Annotated in this window: 15 protein-coding genes; 6 read left to right on the forward strand and 9 right to left on the reverse strand. The window is 66.0% G+C overall.

Features of this window, described 5'->3' with window-relative positions:
- Positions 1-82: 82 nt before the first annotated feature.
- Positions 83-277, reverse strand: a complete 195-nt coding sequence (locus C1878_RS01825) for a hypothetical protein (protein WP_114599989.1) — start codon at positions 275-277, stop codon at positions 83-85.
- A gap of 299 nt (positions 278-576) precedes the next feature.
- Here C1878_RS01825 and C1878_RS01830 point away from each other — a divergent pair, with 299 nt between their 5' ends.
- Positions 577-1599 (forward strand): hypothetical protein, encoded by a 1023-nt coding sequence (locus C1878_RS01830; protein WP_114599990.1) that lies wholly within the window; start codon positions 577-579, stop codon positions 1597-1599.
- Positions 1600-1736: 137 nt separating this feature from the next.
- On the opposite strand, the gene C1878_RS01835 is transcribed toward C1878_RS01830, so the two are convergent.
- Positions 1737-2531, reverse strand: a complete 795-nt coding sequence (locus tag C1878_RS01835; RefSeq protein WP_114599991.1) for a 4Fe-4S dicluster domain-containing protein — start codon at positions 2529-2531, stop codon at positions 1737-1739.
- A 279-nt stretch (positions 2532-2810) separates the two neighbouring features.
- On the opposite strand from C1878_RS01835, the gene C1878_RS01840 reads away from it, so the two are divergent.
- Both C1878_RS01840 and C1878_RS01845 read left to right on the forward strand, forming a co-directional pair.
- On the forward strand, positions 2811-3491 hold the full coding sequence (locus tag C1878_RS01840) for a DNA-3-methyladenine glycosylase (RefSeq protein ID WP_114599992.1): 681 nt from the start codon (positions 2811-2813) through the stop codon (positions 3489-3491).
- A gap of 468 nt (positions 3492-3959) precedes the next feature.
- A complete protein-coding gene (locus C1878_RS01845; RefSeq protein WP_114599993.1) occupies positions 3960-4754 on the forward strand; it encodes a ZIP family metal transporter in 795 nt (264 codons plus the stop codon).
- Between the two features lie 503 nt (positions 4755-5257).
- Here C1878_RS01845 and C1878_RS16680 read toward each other — a convergent pair.
- On the reverse strand, positions 5258-5422 hold the full coding sequence (locus C1878_RS16680; protein ID WP_167510310.1) for a hypothetical protein: 165 nt from the start codon (positions 5420-5422) through the stop codon (positions 5258-5260).
- 317 nt (positions 5423-5739) lie between these two features.
- Between C1878_RS16680 and C1878_RS01850 the strand changes: the two genes are divergently transcribed.
- Positions 5740-6915 carry an iron-containing alcohol dehydrogenase gene (locus C1878_RS01850; RefSeq protein WP_114599994.1) on the forward strand — a complete coding sequence of 392 codons (1176 nt, stop codon included), beginning with the start codon at positions 5740-5742 and terminating at the stop codon, positions 6913-6915.
- Between the two features lie 231 nt (positions 6916-7146).
- Here C1878_RS01850 and C1878_RS01860 read toward each other — a convergent pair whose 3' ends face one another.
- From C1878_RS01860 to C1878_RS01885, 6 genes are all read right to left on the reverse strand, one after another.
- On the reverse strand, positions 7147-7836 hold the full coding sequence (locus tag C1878_RS01860) for an LrgB family protein (RefSeq protein WP_114599995.1): 690 nt from the start codon (positions 7834-7836) through the stop codon (positions 7147-7149).
- Between the two features lie 3 nt (positions 7837-7839).
- Positions 7840-8343, reverse strand: a complete 504-nt coding sequence (locus tag C1878_RS01865) for a CidA/LrgA family protein (RefSeq protein ID WP_241963570.1) — start codon at positions 8341-8343, stop codon at positions 7840-7842.
- 246 nt (positions 8344-8589) lie between these two features.
- Entirely contained in the window at positions 8590-8961 is a 372-nt protein-coding gene (locus tag C1878_RS01870) for a phage holin family protein (RefSeq protein ID WP_114599996.1), read from the reverse strand.
- Between the two features lie 74 nt (positions 8962-9035).
- Positions 9036-11294 carry a bifunctional UDP-sugar hydrolase/5'-nucleotidase gene (locus C1878_RS01875; protein ID WP_114599997.1) on the reverse strand — a complete coding sequence of 753 codons (2259 nt, stop codon included), beginning with the start codon at positions 11292-11294 and terminating at the stop codon, positions 9036-9038.
- Positions 11295-11600: 306 nt separating this feature from the next.
- On the reverse strand, positions 11601-13067 hold the full coding sequence (locus C1878_RS01880) for a basic amino acid/polyamine antiporter (RefSeq protein ID WP_114599998.1): 1467 nt from the start codon (positions 13065-13067) through the stop codon (positions 11601-11603).
- Positions 13068-13427: 360 nt separating this feature from the next.
- A complete protein-coding gene (locus C1878_RS01885) occupies positions 13428-14204 on the reverse strand; it encodes a dimethylarginine dimethylaminohydrolase family protein (protein ID WP_114599999.1) in 777 nt (258 codons plus the stop codon).
- Positions 14205-14557: 353 nt separating this feature from the next.
- Between C1878_RS01885 and C1878_RS01890 the strand changes: the two genes are divergently transcribed.
- A complete protein-coding gene (locus C1878_RS01890; RefSeq protein ID WP_114600000.1) occupies positions 14558-15208 on the forward strand; it encodes a GntR family transcriptional regulator in 651 nt (216 codons plus the stop codon).
- Between the two features lie 13 nt (positions 15209-15221).
- Entirely contained in the window at positions 15222-16472 is a 1251-nt protein-coding gene (gene rlmD, locus C1878_RS01895; protein ID WP_241963571.1) for a 23S rRNA (uracil(1939)-C(5))-methyltransferase RlmD, read from the forward strand.
- The last annotated feature ends 1 nt before the right edge of the window (position 16473 follow it).

Consider the following 16473-nt stretch of genomic DNA (forward strand, 5'->3'; position numbering starts at 1 on the left):
GCAGGCACCCACGATACCACAAGCCGTCGCCCCCGAATGTTTCGAACGCATATCGTCAGCCGCGTGAGCGTCGGCGGTTTCCTCAGCGTCCGTACGGGTCCCATCCGCCCGGAGGAGCAACCTTCTCGGCTTGGACCACGGCAGACGCGTACTGGATGCGCGCGACGAGGTCGTGCTCCGCCACCGACACGTCCTCGTAGTCGCACTGGGCGCGAAAGAGGTCGTACACGGTCTCTACAAGCTTTTCGATGGTTGCGGTTGTCTCACGGTCGTGCATATGGAATCCCCCGGTCCTCGTCGATGCCCCGCGAGGGACGCCGGCTCGTCGTGTGCGATGATTCCAGTATAACCGAAACGTAATACCAGGAATACATCGAGTCGCTTATAGCGGTCGGGCGGGCGGATCGCACTTGCGCTTTCCCGCCGGTTTGCCTTCCGGTGAAGGGAGCGCAACGATTGCGTCACGCTCGAATCGCAACGGCTGGATGGATTGCGGCCAGAGCGACAATACTGTGGATACGACCCCATTCGCGGGCGCCCTCGCGGTCGCACCCGCGTTCGATGAAAGGAACCGCCATGCCCGCATCGATCCATCCCGAATTGAAACTGAACATCGTGCTCGACGAGGAGAGCTACCAGGGCGACGCCGACGCCGAGATCGAGCGCCGCTTCGCGGCCGTGGCCCCCACCGAGGTGGTACGTGCCGAGAAGGGCTCCCAAAGCGCGAACGTCATCGAGTTCGACGTGGGGGCGGGCGCGATGGACGAAGATCAGGACGACCCGCTGTGGGAAGGGGCGCTCACCACCTGGCTCGACGAGGAGTTCGCCGAAACGTCCGCCCTGGTTGCGCGCGAGAACGACGCGCGTCGCAACAACGGCGAGCGCGTGCTGCCGTTCACGTGGGCGGAGGTGCGGTTCAAAGGCGGTCCGGCCATCGCCGTGCGCATGGTGGAGTCGGCCATTCCGGCGGCCGCCGCAGGCTACGTGGGGAGGGCGCGCACGCTGCTGCGCGAAGGCGCGCTGGGCGCGGACCCCATCGACGTCATCCGCATCCCCGCCTGTGCGAGCATCGCCGCGCAGCGCGAGGACGCTGGCGGCGCGCCCGCCGAAGGCGCTGCGGGCGCGAAGGCGGTCGAGCGCGCGATCGGCAGGGAAGAGCGCGGCTCGTCCTCGGCATCCGACGTCATAGCCGCCGTGACGGAGGCCGCCGGCATCGACGACGAGGCGCAGGGCGGCTGGGCCGCGGCCGATCCCGACGCTGAGAACGCCTGGGAAGGCGCGGCGCGCGAGACCGAGCAGCCCACCCGTGCCGAGCTCGACGACGCCCTGGCCGAGGCCGAGGCGGCTCTGCGTCGCGGCGCCGACTCGACCGACGCGACGAGCGGCGATCGCGACGGGGCGGCCGATGCCGGGAGCCTTCCGGAGGACGCGCCAGCGAGCGGCGATGCCGGGGCGGAAGTCGACACGTCGGGCGAAGGCTGCGCGCTTGCCTCCGAAGACGTGCCGGACTCCCTCGACTACCGCATTTGGAACGTGGCCTACGTCGACGGCACGTCGGTGCGCTTCGACTCGGTGCTGGGCGAGGCGATCCTGGACTAATTAATGCGTCGTTGCCTCGTGGGGACGGCCTGTTGGCCGCCCGGGAAGGCGACCGTGCGGTCGAAACGAACATGCGGCGGGCGCACCGTGCGCCCGCCGCATCGATTTCCTTTGTCGCACCCCGCCTCGTCTCCTCGCTACAGGAACAGCTCGGGCTCCTTGCGCGCCATGCAGTTGCCTTCCAGCATGGCCACGATGGCCGCGGCTTGCTCGCCCTCGAAGTGCTTGGCGCCTTCCGGGCAACCCTTCACGCAGGCGTTGCACTGCAAACAGCCCGCCTCCACCTGTGCGGGGTCGTCGGCGTCGATGATGCCCATGGGGCAGAGCTTCACGCAGATGCCGCAGGACGTGCAGGCGTCCGTGGTGACGGGGCGCACGTCGGCGTCGGGCATGCCGTCGCGATAAGGACGGTTGCCTTTGATAGCGGGCATCGTGCTGGCGCCCTGCTCGATAAGGGCGGCCACGTCGTGGCCGAACTGCGCGGCCACGGCCAGGTCGTCGGCATCGGGCCGGCCGGCGCCCACGCGCGGGGCCATGGAGTGCTCGCCGATGAACGCGCCGGCGGCGACGACCTCGAAGCCGCGCTCGTTCAGCAGGTCGGCTGCCTCCAGCAGCGCGTCATCGTAGTCGCGGTTGCCGTACACGCCCACCACCACGGCTTTCGCGCCCTCGCCTTGGAACTGGTCGATGCAGTCCATGAGCACGGTGGGAACGCGCCCGCCGTACACGGGGAAGGCGAACAGGAACACGTCGCCCGCCTGGCCGCCGGCGCGCACAGGGCGGCTGTTCGGCTTCGTCAGGTTGATGGCGATGCTGGTGAGGTCGCGGTCGGCCGCGATGGCGTCGGCGACGGCGTAGGCGATGGTCTGGGTGGCCTTCGTCGGGCTGAAGTACACGTTGTAGATGGAGTTCCGCACTGGATGGTCTTTCATGGTTTCCCCCTTTTTTCGTGAACGTCGACGCGCGCGGGGCCCGCCGTTATGCTGAGTCGATGGTACCCCTTTCGATTGCGTCTGGCTATGGTCGGTTTATTCCGTAGCGAGGACTTTCTCCACCTTTTCCGGTGCGTTTCGCTCGGATCGGCGCGCAAGGTGCGCGAATGCGAGCGTCGGTTCCGAGACGTGCCGGCTCTTTTGCGCTTGCGCTCGCGTGCGCCCTCCCCGCAACAGAGCGGCTATACTTGACGAAGAGGCCACGGTGGAAGGATATCGATGGGAAAGCCGCAGTATTTCCCCTACGACGAAAGGGCGATAGCCCATCTCAAAGCGCGCGACGCAAGGCTCGCCGAGGCCATAGACGCCATCGGCCCCGTGCGCCGCGAGGTGACGCCCGATCTGTTCGCGGCGCTCGTGAACTGCATCGTGGGCCAGCAGATATCCACGAAGGCGCAGGCAACCGTTTGGAAGCGCATGGTCGACGCGTTCGGCGACGTCGCGCCCGAAGCCGTGGCCGCCTGCACCGACGACGAGCTGCAGCGGTTCGGGCTGTCGTTCCGGAAGGTCGGCTACATCAAGGGATGCACCGAGCGCGTGCTGTCCGGCGAGCTGGACCTTGAGGCCTTGGCCGACCTGCCCGACGACGAGGTGTGCCGGCGGCTTTCGGCGCTTCCGGGCATCGGCGTGTGGACGGCCGAGATGCTCATGACGTTCTCGATGCAGCGGCCCGACGTCATGAGCTTCGGCGACCTGGCCATCCTGCGCGGCCTGCGCATGCTGCACCACCATCGGCGCATCACCCCGCAGCTGTTCGCGAAGTACAAGCGCCGCTACTCGCCGTACGGATCGGTGGCGAGCCTCTATCTTTGGGAGATTGCGGGCGGCGCCATTCCCGGCATGCGCGACTGGGCGCCGAAGAGCTCGAAGGGATCCAAGGGTCCGCAAAAGAAGAGGTGAGCGCGGCTTTCGAAGGGCATGCGAGGTTAAACGGACTGTTGACGACGGTAACGGTTTCGTTGCTCACGTGCACAAAAGGGGCAAAAGGGGTTCAGTTTGCTTGGCAAAGGGCCTATAATCCACCGTGTCCGACAGTAGAGAACAAAACCGCAATGATAAACGAAAAGACTATCTTCGCCAAGTTACAGTCTCGTGATATTGCGAAGCCGCTTTGCGGCAGGGCTTGTGGGTGAACTAAGGATACGCCAAGCACGCTGTCGGCATTCCTTTCGATGAGGCCGGGGACACCCCCGGCCTCATTGCGTGTCCGCTTGAAAAGCGGGTTTGCGCAGGGCGGCTCGGTAACGCTGGCCGAATAAGGTCTAACGAGCCGGCAAAAAGGCTTACACTTGGTTTTCCAACGAAGAGCGCGCCAATCGCTGTTCCCATACCGCGGTTGGCGATGGACGATACGATGGGAGGGCGCTCATGCAAACCGCGCTTCTCTGGGCCGCGATGGGCACGGGGTTCACGTTTTTGATGACGACGCTGGGCGCGGCGTCAGTGTTTCTGTTCCGCAAGCGCAACAGCATGACCATCCAGCGGGCGTTTCTGGGGTTCGCGGCGGGCGTCATGATAGCCGCGTCGGTGTGGTCGCTGCTCATCCCTGCCATCGAGCGGGCCGAGGAAGCGGGTCAGGTGGGCTGGATACCCGCGGCGGGCGGGTTCGTGATAGGCGTGGCGTTCCTCATGGTGCTGCACCAGCTGCTGCCGCACCTGCATCCGGGCGAGAGCAAGCCCGAGGGGCTGCCGAGCAAGTGGGACCGACCGACGCTGCTGTTCACGGCGGTCACGCTGCACAACATCCCCGAGGGCATGAGCGTTGGTCTGCTTTTCGCCATCGCCGCCCAGAACGGCGGCGACCCGGCCATGTTCGGCATGGCGGTGGCGCTGGCCATAGGCATCGGCATCCAAAACATCCCCGAGGGCGCGGCGGTGGCGCTGCCCATGCTGCAGGAGGGCATGAGCTCGCCCAAGGCGTTCGCGCTGGGCACGCTGTCTGGTTTGGCCGAGCCGGTGTTCGGCATCCTGGTGGTGCTGTTCGCGGGACTCATCTCGCCGTACATGCCGTGGATGCTGGCGTTCTCGGCCGGCGCCATGATGTACGTGGTGGTGGAGGAACTCATTCCCGAGGCGCACCTGGGCGAGCACTCCAACGTGGGCACGCTGGGCGTCATGGCGGGGTTTCTGGTTATGATGGTGCTGGACGTGGCTTTGGGGTAATCGGTCTTTTCGACCTGCGGGGCGGGGCGGGGGCCGGCGAGGGGTCGGCGAGGGCCGGCGCTCGAGCAGTCCTGAGCTCGCACGAACAGCCCGCTGGGCTGTTCGGCTCGTGCGGAATCTCGCTCCGGCTCTCGCCGACCCCTCGCCGGCCCCCGCCCCTGTGCGGTTGAAAAAACCATGACGGGTGAGGGGGATGGGGTTATGGGGTGGTTGCTGTTTGCGGATGGTATCCTAAGGCGCAAGTGGCGCGGCGCTCTTGCTTGTCATCCTGAGCGGAGGCGGCGAAGCCGCCGGAGTCGAAGGATCTCACGCAGCAGCGGGAGGTGCCACGGCTGTCTCGCCTCGTGCCAACTCCGGTAACGCGAAGGCTGCATGAGAGGGTACATGCCCGAAATAAGTGGCACTTAGCGGTTACGTTCAAGAGCCTCGTTTGCTATAATGCAGGCGAGCCGCAGGGAGCGGTAACTCCCCACGGCTCTCGGATCGTCTCGGCGGTTCGGATGTTATGCGCTGTGCCCCGGTTCGTCCTTGTCGGACGACCGGGGCGTATCTATCGACACGAGCTTCAGCAGAAGCTCGGCCGCCCCGAGCAGCACGCCCAGCAACGCGACGTGCAGCCCGAGAACCTGCAAGATCACTCCGGTAAGGGCAAGCAGCGTATCATCCATAGAGGGTCACCCCCCTTCCTAAAATCGGAAATGGGTGTAAGGGGTGTCGGTCCTCTCCGCCTGGACGAATCCGTGCGTCTATCCTACCTCCGCAACCTTGCACACCGACCGTAATCCGACCGTCGCGGGGCCGCGCGGATCTTGCACGATCCTCGCCTGTGCGCCGCCTCGATCTTCCGCGCTTATCGCCTGTTTCCAACACGGTTCCAACCGATTGCCGACATCCGCCTCTTTCGGCGGGCGCGCATCGTGCGGGCGCGGGGGAGCGGTATACTGGGTGATCAACGGAAAAGGCTTTGCGGAAAGGACTGGCTGCCATGGAGAACTTCGAGTTCATATCGCCGACGCACTTCGTGTTCGGGCACGGGGCGGAAGAGCAGGTTGGCGTGAAACTGGCCGAGCGCGGCGCGCGCAAGGCGCTCATCCACTACGGCGGCCAAAGCGCGGTGAAAAGCGGGCTCATCGACCGCGTGAAGGCAGCGCTCGACGAGGCTGGTGTCGAGCACGTGGAGCTGGGCGGCGTGCGGCCGAACCCGGAGATCGGTTTGGCGCGCGAGGGCATCGCGCTTTGCAAGGAGCACGGCATCGACTGGGTGCTCGCCGTGGGCGGCGGATCGGTGATCGACTCGGCGAAGGCCATCGCCGTGGGCGCGCACTACGACGGTGACGTGTGGGACTTCTTCGAGACGAAGCGGCTCACCGACGACGTGCTGCCCATCGCCGTGGTGCTCACCATTCCCGCCGCCGGCAGCGAGGCGTCGAAGAACACCGTGGTGAGCAACGACGAGCTGCAGCTGAAGTCGGGCTACGCGAACAACGCGCAGCGACCGAAGCTGGCGTTCATGAACCCCGAGCTCACGTTCACGCTGCCGGAGTACCAAACGGCCGCCGGCCTCACCGACATGTTCTGCCACCTGCTGGAGCGCTTCTTCGACGACGTGGGTGCCGTGCCCGTCACGGACAACCTGTGCCTGTCGCTTATGAAAACCGTGCGCGCCGAAGCGCCGCGCGTCATGGTGGAGCCGGACAACTACGATGCCCGCGCGAACGTCATGTGGGCGGGCATGCTGTGCCACCAGGGCCTTGCCGGCGTCGGCCGCCACGAGGACTGGGCCACGCACGGCTTGGAGCACGAGCTGAGCGCGCTGAACCCCGCCATCACGCACGGTGCGGGGCTGGCCGTCATGTTCCCGGCGTGGATGGAGTACGTGTACGCCCAGAACCCGGCGCGCTTCGCCTTCTACGGTCGCGAGGTGTTCGGCCTGGCGCCCACGGGCGACCTCGATGCCGACGCGCTCTCGGCCATCGACGAGACGCGCGGCTTCTTCGCCTCGCTCGGCATGCCCGTGACGCTCGACGAGCTGGACGTGCGCGAAGAGGACATCGAGAAGCTCATCCCCACGCTCAAGGAGAACAAGGGGGAGCCTTTCGGCAGCTTCATGAAGCTCACCATGGACGACGCGCGAGAGATCTATAAGATTGCGCTGGCCTGACGGCCAGCGCAATCGCCGACGCTGCGGCCGGCCGTGGTGCCCGATCTCGCGGCGATGCCGGAGGCTCGCGTACCGAAGTACGCTTCGCCTCCGCCATCCCCACGATCTCGGACACCACGGCCGGCCTCGCTGACTTACTACGCCAACCTGGGCGTTTGTTTTCGCGCTGCGCGCGAACGGGCGATCAGGAGATCGCCCCTACGGGCCGCCTGTGCGCCTGCGGGCCCTGAACTACAGAAAGCAGCTCGCTACGATGACGATGGCGGTGGTGAGCAGGCCGGACACGGCTATCGACACACCGCTCATAGCGCCTTCCAGCTCGCCCATCTCAAGCGCCTTCGTCGTGCCCACGGCGTGGGCGCAGGTGCCGATGGCCACGCCCTTCGCCACGCTGTCGCGCACGTGGAACAGGCGCGCCATCATCGGCGCGGTGATGGCGCCCAGGATGCCCGTGACGATGACGGCCGCCACGGTGATAGACGTCACGCCGCCCAGCTGCTGGGACACGGCGATGGCGATGGGCGTGGTCACCGACTTCGGGATGAACGACAGGGCGAGCGCGTCGTCCAACCCCAGCAGTTTGCACAGCGCGTAAGCGCTGGTCATCGATACGATCGACCCCATGAGGCACCCGGCGAAGATGGGCACGAAGTGGGTTTTGAGCATCTGGCGCTGCTGGTACACCGAATAGGCCAGCGCCACGGTGGCGGGGCCCAGCAGAAACGAGATCACCTGCACGCTCTGCTCGTACGACTCCAGGGGGATGCGCAACGCGCTCAGGGCGGCGATGATGCACGCCACCGTGACCAGCAGGGGATTGAGCAGCGGCGACTTCACCTTCTCGTACAGCAGCACCGACAATTTGAACGCGGCGAACGACACGAGCGTGCCGAACGCCAGGGTAAGGACTATCGAGAGCATGCCCTACCCCTCCTCGTCGGCCGTCGCGGGCTGTCCGCCGGGCGCGCTTCGACGCTCCATGAGGCGCGACACGGCGATGACCGTGTACGAGGTGGCCAAGAAAACCAGCACCGTCGTGACTGCGCACACGAGCGCGAACTTCAGCACGTTGCCCTCCAAAAGCGAGAAGCACCCCATGATGGCCACGCCGGCGGGAATGAAGAACAGCGACATGTTGTCCAAAAGGCAGGTGCAGGCGCGTCCGACGTGCTTCCCTTTGAGAAGGCCCGTTCCCAGCAGCACGAGCAGCAGCACCATGCCCACGATGTTGCCCGGCAGCGAGACGGGCAGCACCGAGGCCAGCGCGCAGCCGGCGGCGTACACGGCCACGACGACGGAGAGCTGCACGAGCAGGACGCCCACGCGCTTGCCCGCATGCAGCGCCCTTCTCCGTTTCGAGGGCGAAGGCTCGGCGGGCGCGGGCATGCGCTCGTCGCTCTCGCAGACGGGTTCGGTCGATTGTTCCACGATGGGTTTTCCTTACCTGCTTGGCGGATCGAAGGCGGCCGAGCGCTCGCGCAGGGTGCCCGGCCGCCTTCGATCGAGGCGTTTTTCTCGCATCCATTGTAGGGCGGAACGCGCGCTGCGCCATGGAGGCTTTCTGGAGATACGCGAGCGGCCCTGCCTCAACCGCGGCGCGATGAGCGCCGGGTGCGACGGGGCCGCCGAAGCTCTGCCGGCGAAGGACCGGCGGACGCGAAAGCCGAAAGCTCTTTAGTCCTTGTTGCCCAAAAGCGCGTTCATGAGCCCCGACACGATGCTGATCACGATGGACCCCACGAAGGCGCTGCCGAACGTGGCTATTTCGATGCCCACCTGGAAGATGCCGTTGGCCAGCCAGGCGGCCACGTAGAGCATGAGCGTGTTCACCACCAGGTAGAAGATGCCCAGCGTGATGACGGTGATGGGCAGGCTCAAAAGCTGCATGAGCGGCTTCACGCTGATGTTGATGAGCGAGAGGATAAGACCGTAGAGGGCGATGGCCGCCCACGCTTCCGTGCCGCCCACGATGTCGATGCCCGGCACGATCCACACGGCGACGCCGAAGGCGATGGCGGTTACGAGCCAGCGGATGATGAATTTCACGGACGCGCTCCTTTCACGGGTTTCGCCACTATACCATTTCGAGGCGAAACCTCCTAGGCACGGTCAGGGTATCGTTACCCGCGCATAGTCTGTTCCCGCTCCCCGCGCCGCCGCGCGACGCGACCGGCGCCCAGGGCTCCGGCCAGCGCGCAGAGCGCGACGACCGAGGCGGTTGCCGAAGCGCTTGCGGCACCGTCGCCGGTTTTGGCGAGGGCGCTCCCGCCCGGCGAGTCGGGGCCGTTCTTGACGACGATGCGCCCTTGCCCGTTCGGGTCGGCGTACGCGGCGCCGATCGTGCCGCCCAGATCGTTCGTGATGAAGTCGATGAGCGCTTCGTTGTCCAATCCGAGCAGGGTCACGGCATCGCTCTTGAGCATGGTCATGCCGTCGCCGCCCTGCTCGAGGTAGTAGGTGTGCGACGCCACGCGGTACGTCTTGCTCACGTCGAGCGGACGTCCGCCCACGGTCACGTTCTGCACGCGGTACGGGCCGTCCACGCGCACGAAGTTGCTGGTGGCGTCCGTGACGACCGAGGAAGGGACGTCGGTTCGGATGGTGTAGCTTATGCCCGACACCTGCAGGAACCCGCCCAGCGGGGCAGGGTACATGCGGGCGCCCATCTCAAGCGCGTCGAGCAGGTCTTGGCCGCGCACCTCGGCCACGCACAGCTGGTTGTTGTAGGGCTGCACGTCGATGAGGTTGCCGTAGGTGACGTCGCCCGCCTCGACGTCGGCGCGGATGCCCCCGCCGTTCACGAAGGCGGCGTCGACCTGCAGGCCGCCGCGCACGGCGGACGCGTAGTAGGCGTCGGCCACGAAGTCGCCCAGGTTGGTTTCCTGCGCGCGGACGGCCCATTCCTTGTTGGGGTAGAGCGCCATCAGGCGGTAGTCCGAGGTGCCTATCTTTTTGCCGGTTGTCTTCTTGATTTCGGCATCGAGCTTGTTGACCAGCGCCAACGTGCCCGGATCCTGGTCGGTCCAGTCGCTCACCAGCTTTCCCGCGATGCTGCCGGCTGCGGTTGGCGCCGTCGCGGCGGGGGATTCGCCGAGCGCGTTTGCGGAGGTGTCGAGCGCGGGCGCGCCGAGGTCGTTGGAGGTGGCTGCGGGCTCGGCTGCACGGGACGTCGGGCGCAGGTTGGTTGCGCCGGGCGATCCCTCCGCGTCGCTTTCGCCGTTCGTCGCGCCGTTCTCCGCGTCGGGATTCTCTGCGCTTGGATCGGGGTCGTCGCCCTCGTCAGTAGGAACGGCCCCGGTCGCACCGCCGCCCGGTGCGTCGCTCGCGGCGGAGCGGTCGCCGTCGTCCGTTCCGAGCAAGCCGTCTTCGGCGTCGGCCTTCGACGCTGCGTCGGCATCCGCGCTGTCGGCCAGCTCGGTGCCGTCGGCCGCGTTCACGGCGGCGGCCGAAACGGTGCTCGTCGCGGGGTCGATGGTCAGCACGCCGATGTTCACCAGCTGCGTGCCGGTTTGCGCCAGGGGCACGTCGTTGCCGTCCTTGTTCTTCACGACTTGCTCGTACGCTTCGTGCGAGTGGCCGTCGATGAACGCGTCGATGCCGGTCGTGTTCGCCACCACCGTGTCGCTGCGCCACCGTTCGGTGATGCCCGCCTGTCCCAAGTGCCCGATGGCCACCACGTAGTCGGCGCCGGCGGCGCGCGCGGCGTCCACCGCGTTCTGCACGGCGGCGTAGAGCGCCGCGCCGGACTCGTCCTGGCAGAACCCGTAGACGAAGTTGCCGTCTTGGTCCTTGAAGCTGGCGGGCGACGACTTCGTCAGTGTCTCGGGCGTGCAGATGCCCACGTAGGCCACCTTCGTCTTGCTCGCGCCGGTGCCGTATTCCCTGATGGCGTAGGCGTCGAACACCGTCTTGCCCGTGCGAAGATCCATGAAGTTGCAGGAGATGTACTGCGCGTTCGCCCTGTCCACGAGCTTGTTGAACTGCTCCATGCCGTAGTCGAACTCGTGGTTGCCGGGAACGGCGATGTCGTATCCGGCCTGGTTCATTATGTCGATGAGGTACTCGCCCTTCGTAAGCGTGCCCATGGCTCTGCCCTGCACGGCGTCGCCCGCGTCCACCAGCGCCACGTTGGCGTTGCCGTACGCGCTCTCGGCGTTTTTGACATAGGAGACCAGGCTCGCGTACCCCAGGTTCTCGTTCTTGGCGTCTTGGTCTACGGCGCAGTGCACGTCGTTGGTGTGCACGATGACGATGGGGGAGGACGATCCTGCGTTCGCGCCGTCGTCCGCATAGGCGCCGACGGGGATGCCGACCAGCGATGCCGCCAGGGTGAACGCGGCGAATACGGCGAAGAACCTGCGGGTCATGTTTCTGCTCATGGGCGACCTTCGTTTCGGGGGCCGGGTCGTTCGCGCCGCACCCTTCGCATGCGGGTGGCCGAGCCGCGAACGCTGATGCCGCCCATTATACGATGGATGCCTCGGCGGAACACGCTCCTTCTGCAACCGTTACCCGTCGCCGTTGCGAACGAACGGGAAAGCGGCATGGACGCCCGTCGCGCCCGGCGGCCTCGGGTTTGCCTCGCCGCCTCGGAAGGAGAAGGTGCGAGAGGCCATCCTGTCCGAACGGCTTTCAACGCACCTGTCCCCCACGCTCCTTGTTGCCGCCCGGCAGAACGGGCCGGATTAGAACACCGAAATGGTTCCCGTGGCCATGAGCGCTATCGACAGGATCATGACCGCCACGATGACGGCGGCGATGATCTTGTCGGCCACGTGGGGCAGTATCGGTTCGTCGCGCCCCTTCTGGCCAACGACGTACACGATGATGCCCGGCGCGAACAGGATCGTGGTGATCATGATGCCCACGAGGCCGGCCGCCCACACGAGGAACACCGTGTAGATGAAGCCGACGGTGCCCAAAATGCGCGCCTTCGCGATCTGGTCGGGCTGCAGCGACTCGCGCTTCCAGGCGATCTTCATGTAGTACGCGGCCGAGCACACGTAGGGGATGAGGATGGTGGACACGGCGCACGCGTAGAAGAACTGGTACGTGGACGACGAGAACACCGACACGATCAGGAACAGCTGCGTGATGCCCGCCGAGATGAGCACGGTGACGATGGGCGCGCCGTTCTTGTTCGTGCGGGCGAACGCCTTGGGGAACACGCCCTGGCGCGCAGCCTCGAACGGCGTCTCGGCGGCGATGATCACGTAGCCCAGCATGGCGCCCAGAAGCGACAGCACCACGCCCAGGTTCACGATGCCCGCTCCCACCGGTCCGATGGCGTGCTCGAGGATGCCGGCCATGGACGGCGTGGCCAACGCGGCCATCTCGGCGCGGGGCATGATGCCCATGCTCTCGATGGAGATGATCAGGTACAGCACGAACACGGCGGCGAAGCCGATGACGGTGGCGCGGCCGACGTCGCGGGCGTACTTCGCGCGGCCCGAGATGACCACGGCGCCCTCGATGCCGGTGAACACCCACACGAGCGCGATCATGGTTGAAACGACCTGGGTCATGAAGTCGGGGCCTCCCGCCTCGCCCCAGAAGTTCTCCATGAAGATGGCGGGGTCGAACTTGCCCAGCAGCGCGATGGACAGCACGAACAGCGCGAGGGGCACCAGTTTCGCGATGGTGACCACCACGTTGATGCCGGCCGCCTCCTTCACGCCGCGGGCCACCAGCACCACGAGCACCCACAGGAAAGCGGACGCGCATACGCACGACAGCAGGTTGTTTCCGCTCTCGAACGGGTGGAAGAAGTACCCGAGCGCCGAGAACAGCAGGATGGCGAACGACACGTTGGACAGGCAGGCGGAGATCCAGTAGCCCCACGCCGAGTTGAACCCGACGTACTTGGTGAACCCGGCGGCGGCGTACGCATAGATGCCGCCGGTGAGGTCGGGACGCGCTTGGGACAGCCCGTTGAAGCACATCATGAGCGAAAACACGCCGACAAAGCAGATGGCCCAGCTCACCAGCACGGCGCCGGTGTTGGCTCCGCCGGCCGCCATGTCGCCGGCCAGGGCGAAGATGCCGCCGCAGATGCTCGCGGTGATCACCATCATGGTGAGACGGAACAGGCTCAGGCCGTTCGGGTCGATGATCATGCCCTTGTCGGCGCTTTTCGAGACAGCACGAGACATGGCCCCTCCTTTCAAGGGGTTGCAGGGAGTGCGGACGCAGGGCACGAAGGGTGCGAGCGTCAGAAATGAAACGGCGCGCCGGGCAGAGCCGCAGCGCGCCGTATGCGGCGATGTTGGAGATTGTCGTCCCGAACCCCTGTCATCCTGAGCGAGCGGAGCATTCGACAGTCCAGTGGACTGTCGAACTCCCGAGCACGCGGAGCGGGCGCAGGGAGGCCCCGCGGAGCGGGGACGAAGGATCCCGCGCGGCGCTAGCCGTGAGGCTTTCTGCTGTCGCCGCACGGGATCCTTCGACTCCGCGCCTGGCGGCGCTCCGCTCTGGATGACAGGGCAGCAGCTTGAGCGGGGACGACAAAAGAGCTAGAAGCGGAGGCTTAGGCAGCTCAGGCCGCCGTCCAGCTTGCGATACTCGGACGTGTCGACCGTGATGGTCTCGTAGCCGGCGTCCTGCACGGCCTTCAACACGGTGGGATAGCCCTCGGGCACGATGACGGTGCCGTTGACCCAGATGCAGTTCGCGGCGTACGCCTCGTCCTCGGGGATCTCGATGCGGTTGTACTGCTCGAAGTCGGGCTTCGTCACGAACTCGCCGGACACCAGCATGTTGCCGTCTTCCAGGTAGTTCACGCCGGTCTTCAGGTGCAGGACCTTCTCCAGTTTCACTTCGGAACCCTCGAGGCCCCAACCTTCCAGGATCTCGCAGAACTGGCGGATGCCCTCCTCGTTCGTGCGGGCGGACTGGCCCACGTAGAAGTGGTCGCCCACCATCATGACGTCGCCGCCGTCCAGCGTGCCGGGGCTCTGGATGTGCTTCACGTGCTCGTCGTCGAAGAACTTGCGCACGGCGGGCTCGATCTCGTCCTTCTCGCCGTTGCGGCTCGCGGCGCCCGGGTTCGTGATGATGGCGCCGCAGCGCGTGATGACCGCGGGATCTTCCACGAAGCAGGAGTCGGGGAACTGCTCGAGGGCGGGCAGCACGGTCACTTCGACGCCGCACTCCTTGAGGGCCGCGATGTAGTCGTCGTGCTGCTTGAGCGCCTTCTCGTAATCGGGCTGGCCCAGCTCGGGGGCGGAGGTGATGCCCTCGTCCATAGACTTGGCGGGGCGGCGGACGATGACGTTGGAGAACTTGGTCATAAAACGGTCCTTTCGTTGAGGTGGAGCTTTCGGCTCGCTATGCCGCATATTGTATTCTGTATATTGTATACAATCAAGAGGAAACAAGAACTTTTTTCAAATCGTGGAAAACGGACGAGCGGGTGCGCGGGTTTGCAGGGGGGGGGGTCTCGCAACTGCAAACGATTTCGTGCGCTTTGCGCGGCATCCAACCGGACGGGCATTCAACGCGGCTATCGCGGCATGCCGTTCGCCACGGCCTTTCGCTCATCTGCCGTGGCCGAGCGCAAAGAGCTGCCCGCCTTCCTCAAAGAGCGTATAGGGAGCGATATGGTATATTGGTATACATGGAAACAGCTTGACAGGCGGGCAGCATGACGAACGAGTTCCGGTCGCTCAAAGACCACGTGTACGACTACATCGCCGACCTCATCGACGGGGGGACGCTGGGCGACGACCATAAAATCAGCGAGCAGCAGATATGCGATGCGCTGGGCGTGAGCCGCACGCCGGTGCGCGAGGCGCTCATCCAGCTTGCCGCCGACGGCTATCTCGAGAACGTGCCGCGCAAGGGCTTCTACGTGAAGCGCGTGACGGAGGACAGCGCGCGCGAGATCGTGGAGGTCATAGCGCCCCTCGACGGCCGCGCGGCGCTTCTGGCCGTAAACGAGATGACCGACGACGACATCGCCCAGCTGCAGTTCCTGCACGGATCCATGCAGCTCGCCATAGACAAGGGCCTGTACAAGAAGTACGACGACCTGCAGCGCGACTTCCACAACTGCTACGTGGAGAAGTGCGGCAACTCGCGGCTTATCGAGTTCGTCCACCAGCTTAACCGCTACTTTATGAAACGGGAGTACGCCAACGTGGACGCCGCCGACCTCGACGCGCTGCTGCGCAAGGCCAACGACGAGCATGCCGAGATCGTTCGGCTGTTCGAGCAACGCGACGGTGCCGCGCTGCAACGTTATATCCGCGACGTGCACTGGAGCAACGACAATGCGAAATTCCTCGTCTGGTAAGAAACCCGACGCCGTGCCAACCTGTCCCCATGCCCGCGCATGCGGCGCCTGCCAGCATGTGAACGAGCCTTACGCCGAGCAGCTGGCCCGCAAGGACGCGCGCGTGGCCGAGCTGTTCGGCGGCATCGACGGCGCCGAGCTGCGTCTCATCCTGGGCATGGACGACCCCTACCGTTACCGCAACAAGGTGGTCTCGCCCTACGCGCCGGGCAAGAAGCTGCCGGGTGCGGCGCCGGCCGGCAAGGGCAAGGGCTCGCGCGGCGACCGCGCCCGCGACGCGCGCGATCGCCGCGCGGCGGGCCGCCCGCGCCACGAGATACTCTGCGGCATGTACGCCGCCCACTCGCATCGCATCGTGCCCACCGACGAGTGCCTCGTGGAGAACGAGGAGGCCAAGCGCGTGATCCTGGCCATCCGCAACCTCATGCCCCGCTTCGGCATGGAACCCTACCGCGAGGACGCGGGCAGCGGCTTTCTGCGCCACGCGGTGGTGCGCGTGGGGCACACGAGCGGCGAGATGCTGGTCACGCTGGTGACGAACGGTCGGGAGTTCCCCGGGTCCCGCGCTTTTTGCCGCGAACTCGTCAAGCGCTGCCCGGGCGTCACCACCATCGTGCAGAACGTGAACGAGCGCCAGACGAACGTGATCCTGGGCGAGCGCGAGCAGACGCTGTACGGTCCGGGTTTCATACTGGACCAGCTGTGCGGTTTGAGCTTCCGCATCTCGTCGCAGTCGTTCTACCAGGTGAACGCCGTGCAGACCGAGGTGCTGTACCGGCAGGCCGTGGAGTTGGCGGGCCTCACCGGCACGGAGCGCGCGGTGGACGCGTACTGCGGCACCGGAACCATCGGGCTCGTGGCCGCCAAGCACGGGGCGGCGCAGGTCACGGGCGTGGACTCCGTGGCGTCGGCCATCCGCGACGCGCGCGAGAACGCCCGGCACAACGGCGTGGAGAACGCGCGGTTCGTCGTGGACGACGCGGGCGCCTTCATGCGCAAGGCGGCCGCCGAGGGGGAGCGGCCCGACGTCGTGCTCATGGACCCGCCCCGAGCCGGTTCGAGCGAGGAGTTCCTAGAATCGCTGGCGGCGTGCGCGCCCGCGCGCGTGGTGTACATCTCCTGCAATCCTGAAACGCAGGTTCACGACGTGCGGCACCTGGAGCGCCGCGGCTACCGCTTGCGGGTGCTGCAGCCGGTGGACATGTTCCCGCATACGGACCATATCGAGACGATTGCGCTTCTTGAGCGCGAAGGAGGGCGATAGC

It is taken from the genome of Gordonibacter sp. 28C, assembly GCF_003339845.1.
In the GTDB taxonomy this organism is placed as follows: domain Bacteria; phylum Actinomycetota; class Coriobacteriia; order Coriobacteriales; family Eggerthellaceae; genus Gordonibacter.